The following is a 12,116-nucleotide window of genomic DNA, read 5'->3' as shown; positions in this document are numbered from 1 at the left end:
GCTCATCTGTCTTACCCTTTGACTGCGTCGGCGATCGGACCCGAAAAAATTGAACTAAACTCAAGCCGAACTCCTCGTTTTCACCACATTCTTGCTATGGTTTCGGTCTGGGCATCGGATCATCTTTGTGCTCAACGCCAGGGGTGGCGGTGGGGTGATGACTATGATGCTGCAATTCGAAACATTGGTTGCAACGGGAAGCACGGCGCTCGATTCAGGTATCGGCGATACGGCTTTAAAAACGTTTAACGGGGACACGTATCTCTACACATTGACCGGCCCAACCGGGGGCATCGCGGTATGGAGGCTGGTTGACGGCGCAATCCCACAACTGGTGGATACCCAGTATTACAGCGGGTCGATCATGTTTCAGGTGGGCGGCACAGGAACGCCTGTTTCGCTGGCGGGCACAGATCATCTGGTACTTGATATCGATACGGCCACCGGGATTGTCAGTTATGATCTGAACACCGACGGCACGGTCGGAGATTTGCAGGAAACCGGAACGTTGAGCGGCGGTGGCGATCTGTCTGCCGTGACCCAGTTCTCTGTAGCCTCGACCAACTATCTGGCGCTCGCGCATGAAGATACCGGCCAAATCGGAACCTACATCGTCAACGGTGACGGCAGCTTGTCGCTCGCCGGGCTCATCACCGGAACAGCCGATTCTATGCAGGCAATTCAGTCTGGTGCCGGGCAGTTTATTGTTGGAACAGATGCAGTAGGCGACGGCATCACTGTGTATCGCATCGACCCGGCGAACGGGACGCTCAGTGTGGTCGACAACAGCGACGCCATCGCAACCCTTGGCATTTCGACACCAACTGCGGTTGAAACTGTCGAGGCGTATGGCGAATCCTGGATCGTGGTCGCCGGATCGGGCAGCAACTCGCTCAGCATTATGCGAGTGAACAGTGATGGTACACTTTCGCCGTCCGATCATGTGCTGGATACGTTGGACACCCGGTTCCAAGACGTACAAGACATCGCGGTTATAGAAGTCGACGGGCGGGTCTTTGTGGTCGCTGGCGGTGGCGATGATGGCATCACGCTTTTCACCATGAGCCCAAACGGACAACTGATCCATATGGACAGTTTCGCGGACACGGTGCTGAGCGGGTTGCAAAATGTCGAAAACCTGAGCGTGGCCCAAGTCGGGGGTGAGCTGCAGATTTTGGCGACCAGCCAGATTGATGCAGGCGTGAACCTTCTGACCGTCGACGTTGCAAATCTGGGCGATGTCCGGGAAGGCTTCGGCACCGTCACTGGCACTGCTTTGGACGACATGCTCAGCGGTGGCGTGTTGAATGCAAACCTGCTGGGCGGGGCAGGGGATGACATCCTGATTGCAGGGGAAGGAGCCACTACGATGACGGGGGGGGCAGGGGCGGATATATTCGTGATGCAATCCGGCAGCGGCGTTACAACCATCACAGATTTTGAGGCGGGAACAGACCGGCTTGATTTATTTGACTACTTGCTGCTGCGATCGCCGACCCAGCTGACCGTTACCAGCACGGCAGACGGTGCGGATATCACCTATCGAGGCGAAGTCATCCACATCACCTCTTCGACCGGAGGGCCTCTGACCAGCACCGAGATCTTTGGCACAGGATTTGGCGGCCCCGACCATATCCCTGTTGATTTCAGTGATTTTGGTGTGTCCGAACCACCCAGTTCAGGAGGGATACAAGGCGATATCTCGATCAGCTCCGAGACCGGCAATCCGGGTCTAGGGGATGCTGAAATTCAATTCACACCTGACGGAAACAGCCCGATTACCACAACCGCAGACGAAGACGGAAATTTCGATCTCGGCCTGCCCTCGGGGACTTACTCCGGGCATCTCGACATCACCAAATCCTATTCGACGGCAAGTGCCGAGATCACCGCACTTGATGCATTGCAAGTGTTGCGGATCGCGGTTGGGTTGGACCCGACCTTCGGGCCCGCTGCGCCGGAAAACCTTATCGCTGCGGACATTACGCAAGACGGTAGAATCAATGCACTAGACGCATTGGCAATCTTGCAAGTGGCCGTTGGGCAGACGCCCACACATGAAGCCGAATGGGTTTTTCTGGACGCTAGTGCAGATTTGTCAGGGATCACCGCGTCCAATGTCGATTATGATACGGGAATAGATGTTGTCGCAATCGATGGCGTGATCGAAGCGGACATGACATCCATCCTTTTGGGCAACCTCGAGGCTGTATAAATACTCATAATGATGATTATGTTAAATATAATTGGTGCGGGTGGAGGGACTTGAACCCCCACGCCTTGCGGCGCCAGAACCTAAATCTGGTGCGTCTACCAATTTCGCCACACCCGCAACCGGGCACCTATGTGCCGGACTGGAGCGCTCCATAACAAAGCTTTACTCGGGACGCGAGAGGTAAAATTCACCCCGGCTCAAGATTTTGATCGGCAGGTTTCGCGCGATTTCCCTACCCTTGGGCAAAGTCGCTGGCAAAACACCAGCATCGGGATGTCTCGGCTCATATAGTATGAGTGCTGGAAGGCTGATTTTTCGGGATTAGACTTACACGATCCGAGACGTAGATCTTGGGTACCAATTCGCTCGATGAGACAGAGATTTCTCGATCAGCAGGAAAAACGCGCTTACGTTGTATCGGTTGGACTGCGAAGTTCAAATCGTGTCGAGCTGGCTTTGTCAGTTCGACCTTTTCTGCAATCGGGCCATTGGCAAAAAATCCAGATCGCTCACAGAACAGCACCAGCAGCACCGGAACTAATGCCGCAAATACTGAGTGTTAACGCGATCTCAAAAAACGCAACGAACTGTCTGTGAAATGCGCTCAATGCGGCACTCGCTCAATCTTCAGACCTAAAAACACTGCGCACCTGTTAACTATACACCTCAAGGTTGAGGCATTCCTATGCACGCCACTTCATATTTACGCCACAATTCAAGCACCAAAATATCTTATTCGCGTCAAAATAACACCGCCTTGGCCGGGCTTCTTGGTCCAAGGAGTTAATGAGTCCTTTTCGCCGTTTTGGCACCTGTACGAGTCTTCCGCTCAACTCCAGTAACAAGGGTCTTTGATGTGACCAGCATGAACAACTCCGCCGCTGCCGAGCAAGAGGCCGTCTTCTTCGCTCGCGAAAGCTTCATAGGTGAGCTGAAGTCTTTGAACCGGGACTATCCTGATACAGGCTTTGGTATCTCTCTTCGCACCCACTCGGGTGAACATTACCTGCTGGCAAACGCACGTATGCCCCTGCCCGCAGCGAAATCGGACGGGTTTCCAACCGGCCGGCGTTTGGCCTGCCTCGAAAATGGGGATCGCTTCAGCGCAATTGAGGTGCTGGCTGATTCCCACGCATATGAAACCATCTCACCTCGGGACGAAGCCGAAATTCTGGGTAACGCTCTGGATCTGATCGCCCGTATCGACACCCTGACCAACATGCCCGCAGGCTGCGTTTCGCAGGCCCAGCAAATCGCTGCGACTGGCACCGGAGGCTAACACATGGCGCGCAACGACCACCTTTTGTCCGTCGGAAACGAGGCGCTTGCCCCGATGACGTCGGCAATGTCGTCATTAACGACTCAGATCGACCAATTGACAGAAGTGGCCGATGCGCGGTCAACGGCCCGGCTTGCGACGCTGAAAACGCGGATCGAGAACTTTTCTGCAAGCATCACGATGGTTGGGCAGGTCAAAGCGGGTAAATCCTCGCTGGTGAATATCCTGGCCGCTCGCCCTGCCCTGTTGCCCTCGGATGTGAACCCGTGGACTTCGGTTGTGACCACGCTGAACATCAACACCCGGACACCGGGCGATACGCGGTCCAAGTTCACCTTCTTCGAGCAAGAAGAATGGGACAACCTGATGGTTGGCGGTGGACGCCTTGGTGAATTGGCCAATCGCGCCGGTGCAGATGATGAGATGGAAGACATCCGCCGTCAGGTCGCCGAAATGAAAGCCAAATCAGAGGAGCGGCTGGGCAAGCATTTCGATCTGATCCTGGGACAAAGCCACCAATATGACTATTTCGATGAAGAGCTGATTCAGCGCTATGTCTGTCTGGGCGACGAAGACGACCCGGATATCGACCCAAAAACCGGCCGTTTTGCAGATGTGACGAAATCCGCGGAACTATTCATGGATATTCCGCAATATCCGATCTCGCTGAAGCTGTGTGACACACCTGGTGTAAACGATACCTTCATGGTGCGTGAGCAGATCACCCTGCGCAGTCTGCGCGGGTCCGAGGTCTGTGTGGTGGTTCTGGCGGCAAGCCAAGCATTGACCACGATGGATATGGCGCTGATGCGGATCATTGCGCAGTTCGAAAACCGGCAGATCGTTTTGTTCGTGAACCGGATTGATGAACTGGCTGATCCGGTCAATCAGGTCCCAGAAATACGCGATCGCATCCAAGAAACTCTGAAGCAGAACAATATCGATGCTAATACGAGCATCGTGTTTGGCAGCGCACTCTGGGCCGAGGCCGCTCTGACAGGCAATCCAGACATCCTGACCGATGAATCCCGCAAGGTTTTGAACACCTTCTATCTAGCGGCGGGCTTTGGCGATCAGGCCGCCTCTTTGGACAAAATCTGGGCGCTGTCCGGGCTTCCTGATTTGCTGCTGGCGATGAACGAACGGATAGCAGATGGCGCAGGCGCACGTTTGCTGGATCGCGTCCGCCACCGTGCACGCAATATTGCAAGCCAGATTCGCGCAACGGCCGTTGCCAAAACCCTATCCGGCAACGAAGGCGTTGTTCGCGATCTGGGCGGCGCTTCGCCGGAAGAAGCGATTTCGACTGTTTCAGACGAGTACGAGAAGAAGGCCGCCGAACTGACGGCTGCTCTGCGCGACAAGGTAATCGAGCGTTTGAATTCAGCCGAGGCAAACTTTGTCAAACGCGCCACCGACTCGTTGATTGCTCATCTCGAGGAGAATGGCGAAGAGGGCACTTGGCACTATGATCCGGCGGGTTTGCGAACCCTCCAAAAGGCAGCCTATTTCAGCTTTGCCCGGTCGATGAAGAAAGAGGCGGGCGCGCTCTATACCACTGCTGCAGCTGACGTGGAAGCGCTCTATCACAAGCTGTTAGGTAACCATCTTGGCGAATTCAGCATCGAAGCCCCCATCGTTCCGCGTGTCCCGCCGCCCTTGGGGATCGGGCGCACCATTGCGCTGGACCTACAAAGCACATGGTGGCGCAGGTGGTGGCAAAAGCGCAAAGGCTTCGAAGCCTATGCGGCGGATTACACAAGATTGATCGCATCCGAAGCGAATTCGATTACCAAGGATATCGAGGAAAATCAGGTCGCAGCGGTTCTGGAAAACGTCCGAGCCGGGCTGACCGATTTCATGCGCGAGCAGAAAGAGACGCTGCTGAATATTTCGGCCTCAGCGGAGAATGGCAACAAACAGGCCCCCGCTCTGGCGGCGAATCTGCAGTTGCAGAAGTCGCGCGATGAGATTCTGGGCGACATCCTGAAAAACCTTAGCAACGAAGCGGCGTGAGAAGAAAAATGGCAAAAGACACACAGAACCGTTTCGTTTCCCCCAAGGCATGGGAGCGTATCGAGCAATGGTCACGCCGGAAGCCCGTTTTCGCCCTTATGGGTGAATTCAGCGCCGGGAAATCCACCCTGATGAACTTTCTGCTGCGCACCCATACGCTGCCAACGCAGGTTACAGCAACGCAATTGCCACCCGTCTGGTTCAGCTGGGGCAATCAGTCAGCCTATGTGAAGCGGCATGATGGCAGCAAAGATCTAATCGAATTGGATCAGCTTGAAACAGTAGGTGTGAATGATGCGCAGTTCATTCGCATCTTTCTGGAAGCGGATATTCTAGAAGCGGTCGATCTGATCGATACACCGGGTATTTCCGATCCGAAAATTTCGACCGATGTCTGGCAACGCGCAGTTGGTCAGGCCAATGGCGTTTTGTGGTGCACCCATGCCACGCAAGCCTGGCGTGAAACCGAGCGTGCAACCTGGGTCTCTTTGCCGGAACGGCTGCAACACAACTCTTTGCTGCTGGTCACCCGAGCTGATGCGCTGGGTCAAAAAGACCGGCAAAAGGTGCTGCGTCGCGTGAACCGCGAAGCCGGTCATCTGTTTAATCGCTCAATCTTGTTTTCGGCCCGTGATGCGATTGAGGCCCGCGACAAGACCGGTGATGCCGAGATGTGGTCGCGCAGCGGTGGCGGCAAGATGATCGACAGCTTCCTGGAGATCACTGAAAACATCATGGACCGAAGAGCAGATCAACTTGCGCGGTATCAGATCGACAAAGGCCTTTCAGACGGGCCTAAGGTTCAGCCGTTGCGGCCTTCAAGAAACACCGAGTCCCCCACGGCGACCCGACCAGATGCCGAGACACCGGCACCTCTGAAACTGGTGAATCCCGTGGACGAACCGGACGGCGACAACTCTGTGGTAACCAGCTTCCCCGTCCGTCCAGCGCGTGTTGAAAGACGTGCTGAAGAGGACGAGCGCCCTCGTATCGACTCTGCCGAAGCAGATCGCTTACGGGCCGAGATGACACCTGAATCTGAGGAACGCCCCCAGGATTCAGAGACAAAAGAGGACGAACTGCGCGCGTATTTCCGAGATACCGCCAAAGATCCAATGGAATTTGATGCGGTTTCGGATCAGACATCTGAGATCGACGAATACGACCTTCTGGAGGATGAAGACACTGATGATGAGGTCGAAAACATCCTTATCGTCTCGGATGCTGAGGTTGGATCGTCAGATCCAACAGACGAATCTGAATCTGACGATGTGCTTACATCGCTGAGCACTTCGCTTCATGAGACGCAAGACACGTCTGAAGAAATTGAAGTTGAACAACCTCTGGAAGCCGAAGATCACGTAAGCGAGGCAACGACCTCTTCCATTGCAGCATTGATGGCGGAGCAGCACGAGGCAACGTCAGATGAGTATGAACCCGAGCCCGAAACACACGGGTTGGTCGAACTGTCTTCTGCCACTGCCCCTCAAGAAACCGCCGAGCCGCAAGTTGTTGAGCTGGACGCGCTTTCAGAAGATCATCCTGGCACATCGCTGAGCGCTTTGGCGATGTGGACTGAAGTCACCAAAAACGAAGTTCTGCCCGATGACCCGCGCGAGTTGATGAGAGTGTTCCATGCATTCCTCAAGGAATTCGATCAGATATCTTCCGAGCATAGTGAAAAACAGACCAACGAAGCGTTGCGTTCGATCCCTAAATCCAACGAAAACAGCGGGATGGAATGGCATGTCTTGTAATCGAAACCAAATCCGGATAACCGGCTATTAGCAAAGCAAAACAGTTAGTTACATGTCGATACATGATGCGTTGAACGCTGCTATTGAAACAATACCCGACTGCCTTGCAGCCGGGTATATCGACATGGAAACGGGGATGTTGCTGGGAACCGGCATCAAAGAGTCAGACGACGCGATTGATCTGGATGAACTGGCCATTGCGGTGGCCAACCTGTTCCAGGGGCGCGGCGTTTCCGCCTTTGAAGCGTTGTTGCGCGAAACGGATGCAGATTCTGACGCTGATGGGTTCGGCGAGATCGCGGTGTTTTCGAACGACCGATTGAACATCTTTCTGCGCACGCGTGAATTTCCCGATCACGTGGTTTGCTATGTCTGCCGCAACAGCGCGAATGTGGGTCTTGCCCTCACAAAGTCACACCTCAGCCTTACGTCGATCACGGCTGCGGTCTGAACCAGAGCAATGAGGGTCACGGTATGATGGATACAGACATACTCGAGATGCTTGATGAAATCGGGCGCAAATCTGTCGCGCGGTTGTCTCCGGTTGTGATGATTGCGGGCGACACGCCCGAGCTACGTCGGACCGAGGTTCTGCGTGTGATCCGCAATACGATATTGCCGCGCCGACTGGAATTCACCGCAGCCAATGGGGATTGTCTGGCGCTTGAAGTGAACAGCTCACGCGTGACGGATGTGTTCCGCGTTGTATCCGGTGCCGTCCCGGATTTCGAAACTGCCCCGCGTGAGGAATTGATCGACAATCTGGCACAGCTGGTCTCGGATATCGCCTCGGCCCCTGCCCCACTGGAACTGCTGTCACTGAAACCCGACAACGTGCTCGAAGCGGATGACGTGGGTGTCACCCTGCGTGAGATCAGAACCGCATGTGCCGCAATTGAACTGACCGCTGAACCCACAATTTCGGTTGTGCCGGAACCACAAGAGCCTGCGCCGGAAACACCTGAAATCGCGCCAAGAACCGATGCCAATGCTTCGCTGGCACAAGCTTTCTTTGACGGTGCAGATCGCTTTGCACAGGGGCGCGTTCTGGCCGCCGCACAGGATGGGACACTGGCACAGGCCGCTGAGGAGTGCGCACCAGATGCCAAACTGCATCCCAATCAGGATTTGCTGACTCGCTTTGCGGCTGATCTGGCTGGCTGGGACAAAGATACAAAGACAGGGTTGGGCTTGCCCCAACTGATCGTAATGCGCCCTTCTGGTGGAAAGGGCGCAGGACTGGCTGTTGTAAATGACGGCCAAAGCATCGCCTTCGCTGTACACGAGGCGCGCAAACTGGGGGCCGTGGTCAACTTGTGGACCACGTTGCAGGAGGCAGAAGAATGACTGCCTTCTATGTTGTTAAACCACCGAATTGTTTGAGTAGAGAGTTGTTAGGATACCCAGTATGAGTGAGTCCAATCGTCGTGAGTTAATCCGCATAGCCGAGGACATGAATGAGACGAGCAATGACGAAACCCGTCAGTTCATCTCGCGCATTGTCGGCGATCTTTCAAATCTGAAACCATCCATTGCCTTTGTCGGGCAGATCAAGGCCGGCAAATCCCGCCTTATCAATGGCTTCACCGGTCAGGCAGAATACCTGCCATCCGATGTGAACCCGTGGACAACGGTGATCACCGACATGCATTTCGGGCATCCTTCGGGGCGGACCGAAGGGGCAGAGTTTCATTTCTTCGACAACCACCAATGGCAGTCGCTGATCGCCGAAGGTGAAGAGTTGCGCAATATGTTCCCTGATGACGAGGACAGCTATAAGCGCGAGATGATCGAAGAGCAGGTCGAGGCGATGAAAACGCGCGCGCAGCGGCGTCTGGGCGACAGCTATAAACAATTGCTGGGGCAGCATCACGATCTGGAACAGCTGAATTCGGACGATCTGGCCCGCTACGTCTGTGCTGGCGACGACCCAACCGAAGATGGCCCGTTGGACCCCGGCAGCGACCGGGGGCTGTACAGCGACATCACCCGCAAGGCTGAGGTCTATTTTGACATCGGCCATTTCCCGTTCCCATTGACGGTGACAGACACGCCGGGAGTTAACGACCCTCTGTTGATCCGCGAAGAAATCTCGCGCCAGTACCTGAAAGAATCCGATTTCTTTGTGGTGGTTCTGTCAGCGCATCAGGCGCTTTCTCGTGCCGACCTGAAACTGTTCCGTCTTATGCAAGCGCTCGAGCTTGGGCAGATCGTTGTTTTCATCAATCGTGTAGACGAACTCAGCGATGGCGCAGAGGACGCGACAAAAGTGCGCGCCGATGTTCTGGATGGGTTGGAACAGGCCCTGGGCAACTCAAACATTGACGTGTTGATGGGCAGCGCGCAATGGGCCCATTATGCGCTGACGGGCGATGAAACAGGTGTAAATCACGACCATGTTTTGTCCTGGCTGCGGGCGCATCCGGAACAAATGCGACAGTATTTGGACGGTGTGAAAGAAATCAAGCAGGGCCCCGGCCCGATCAGCCGCGAGGCGGTGCTGCGTTTTGCCGCCATGATCGCCTCAGGCTTGCCTGACCTGCGCCGTCATGTGACGCAGGCCCTGATCGAAGGGCCGCATGACGAACAATTGCGCATGGCTTGGCAGCACCTGAACAGCTTTGCCCAGGCTGAACTGGAACGGTCGCAGGCTGATCTGCGAGTCCTCGAGGCTGATGCAGAAGAAACAGCTGTCAGCGTCGAGAAAAACGACAAGACGCTTGAGGATCTGCGTGCGCTGATTGCCGAGAAGAAACACACTATTACCCATGAAATGGACGAGGTTTTGTCCAATCTACGCGGGGTGATGGATGACACCGTTTCCGAGGCCGTCTCGGCTGTTGTGCGCGGTCCTGAAGGAAAGTCTCCCTTGCTGGCCAAGGGGGATACCGAACTAAACTTCACGCCTCTGCGGGATCGCATGCGGGAACTGGTTCAAGGCGCCTCGCAAGTGGTGCGGCAACGGGTTCTGAGCGAGCTTTACACAATCGACATGCAAAGCAACGCAGCGTTGCGGGCCCTACCCGGCTGGCAGGAACCGGTGGATAATCGCATGAACACCAGTGCCGTGCGCTGGTTCCGCCCGGACACCACGGCGCTAACCCGTGGCATCACGGTCGAACTGCGTGTAAACTGGTTGTCGAGGCTGATCTCGCGCAACAGCGTTGTCTCGCGCGCGGAACGGATGATCACGCAGGAATTCGAGCTGATGGGTGACGATCTGATCGACACTGCGCGTGACGATCTGCTGGAACGGCTGAACACCGTGTTGGATCACTATCTGGCTTTGCTGGCAGGCCATCTGCAGCATCGCGCAGGTACAGATGATACCAACGCAAAGGCGATAGCACAGGACGCGCTCGACCGTGCACGCCGTATCAGTGATGATCTTGGGGCTATCTTTGGCACCGGACATCAGGAAGACAGACTGGCAGAGGCTGCTGAATGATTGAATTTCCAGGGACCGAGCAGGAAGTGCGTCAACTCGAACGCTTCCTGACCGCGACAGAGAAGATGGAGGCGGACGCCGCGCTAGAGGATCTGCGCGCGCGCGCATTGGCCCATGCCGAACGTCTTTCGAACGCGGTGAACATCGGTTTCGCAGGGGAATTTGGCGCGGGCAAATCTAGCCTTGCCAATATGCTGGCTGGTGCAGACATCCTGCCCACTGGCCCACAACATCTAAAATTGCCTTTGGTGATAGTTGCTTATGCCGAAACGCCCGAAACCACAGTGGGCTGGTGGAACAAAGAGCCCAAGACCTACTCGGGTATCGCACTGGAAAAAGCAGCCGCTGATGAGCCCGATTTCATCTCGGTTGGATTGAACACCCCAGCGCTCAAAGAAATCTCGCTGTTCGATCTGCCCGGATCGGGGGCGCTAGACGATACATATAAGCAGACCCTGGACCTGCTCAAATTCGTGGATTGTGCGATCTGGTGCACCAACGGCACAAACGCCTGGCGCGAAACAGAACGCCATTTGTGGGCGCAGGTACCCGCTGAGCTGCGCCAGAATAGCCTGCTTGCGGTGACCCACGCAGATTTGCCACCGGTTGAAGAGGCAATCGAACGTGTTCTGGCGCGCTTGAAAAAAGAAAAAGACGGGATGTTCCGTGCTGTTGTCCCGATTGGCACACCCGTGGCTGTTCGCGCGATGGCGCAAGAGCCCGAGCCGGATTTTGCGCTGTGGGAAAACTGTGGCGGCCAAACGCTGGCTGAACACGTGCTGGAAGTTGCGTCAGGCCGCCGTCAAAGTGATCTGGATGCCGCGCGAAAAGATATCGCACAGGAGTTCCTACCTTTCCTTGAAGCTCTGAAAGGGCCTGAACCGAAAGCATCCGGAGCAGAAAACGCGGATATGCAATCGACCTTGGGCGCGGCTCTACCCCCGTTGAACAATCCCATCCTCGAAGACTGGCTTGCCGCAATCGCGAGCGTCTATGAGGATCTGCGAGAAAACGCGGATATGGAACCAGCGACGTTCCTGCAAAGCTGCCAGGAAATTGTCGAGGATTTTGCCGAGCGTCTGGAACAGGGCGGAGAAATCGACCCCGAGGCCGACTGGATTCCGGCTGAATTCGAGAAGGCCACAGACCTTCTGTTGTTGCTGCAATTCGAAAGCGGCGACGCACCGCTGAAAGATGCCATCAGCATCCTGGCTCAGTTGAGCGACAACCTGGCCTGGGCAGGTAGCACTGTAGTCACGGCGCAGACAAAAACCGGCACCTAAACGACTCCCGTGAAGATTGAGCTGCATCGCAGCGATTCGTTGTCGCCCAAATCCGATTCTTAACAGTTTCGGAATCGTCGACCAGAACGCTCCAATCCGGGTAAGAAGCTTTGGATTG

The 12,116-nt window shown here is 55.4% G+C and carries 8 protein-coding genes and 1 tRNA gene; 8 read left to right on the top strand and 1 reads right to left on the bottom strand.

The features are described from left to right. Positions 1 to 163 precede the first annotated feature (163 nt). Positions 164 to 2,215: a dockerin type I domain-containing protein gene (locus ACR0JX_RS12315; RefSeq protein ID WP_480544085.1), complete on the top strand. Its 2,052-nt coding sequence runs from the start codon at positions 164 to 166 to the stop codon at positions 2,213 to 2,215. 32 nt (positions 2,216 to 2,247) lie between these two features. On the opposite strand, the gene ACR0JX_RS12310 is transcribed toward ACR0JX_RS12315, so the two are convergent. Continuing rightward, positions 2,248 to 2,332, bottom strand: a tRNA-Leu gene (locus tag ACR0JX_RS12310). 748 nt (positions 2,333 to 3,080) lie between these two features. Here ACR0JX_RS12310 and ACR0JX_RS12305 point away from each other — a divergent pair. From ACR0JX_RS12305 to ACR0JX_RS12275, 7 genes are all read left to right on the top strand, one after another. Continuing rightward, entirely contained in the window at positions 3,081 to 3,494 is a 414-nt protein-coding gene (locus ACR0JX_RS12305; protein WP_480544083.1) for a hypothetical protein, read from the top strand. A gap of 3 nt (positions 3,495 to 3,497) precedes the next feature. Further along, a complete protein-coding gene (locus ACR0JX_RS12300; protein WP_480544082.1) occupies positions 3,498 to 5,510 on the top strand; it encodes a dynamin family protein in 2,013 nt (670 codons plus the stop codon). A gap of 8 nt (positions 5,511 to 5,518) precedes the next feature. Next, positions 5,519 to 7,267 (top strand): dynamin family protein, encoded by a 1,749-nt coding sequence (locus tag ACR0JX_RS12295; protein WP_480544081.1) that lies wholly within the window; start codon positions 5,519 to 5,521, stop codon positions 7,265 to 7,267. A gap of 52 nt (positions 7,268 to 7,319) precedes the next feature. Beyond that, a complete protein-coding gene (locus ACR0JX_RS12290; protein ID WP_480544080.1) occupies positions 7,320 to 7,718 on the top strand; it encodes an NUDIX hydrolase in 399 nt (132 codons plus the stop codon). 23 nt (positions 7,719 to 7,741) lie between these two features. After that, positions 7,742 to 8,614 carry a hypothetical protein gene (locus ACR0JX_RS12285; protein WP_480544079.1) on the top strand — a complete coding sequence of 291 codons (873 nt, stop codon included), beginning with the start codon at positions 7,742 to 7,744 and terminating at the stop codon, positions 8,612 to 8,614. Between the two features lie 61 nt (positions 8,615 to 8,675). Further along, a complete protein-coding gene (locus ACR0JX_RS12280) occupies positions 8,676 to 10,715 on the top strand; it encodes a dynamin family protein (protein WP_480544078.1) in 2,040 nt (679 codons plus the stop codon). Further along, positions 10,712 to 11,998, top strand: coding sequence for a dynamin family protein (locus ACR0JX_RS12275; protein WP_480544076.1), 1,287 nt, complete (start codon positions 10,712 to 10,714; stop codon positions 11,996 to 11,998). Before ACR0JX_RS12280 ends, ACR0JX_RS12275 begins: the two co-directional genes overlap by 4 nt. The last annotated feature ends 118 nt before the right edge of the window (positions 11,999 to 12,116 follow it).

This window comes from Ruegeria sp. AH7 (assembly GCF_056541325.1).
The sequence above is the reverse complement of the archived record's forward strand: the minus strand, read 5'-3'. Positions and strand labels throughout refer to the sequence as shown.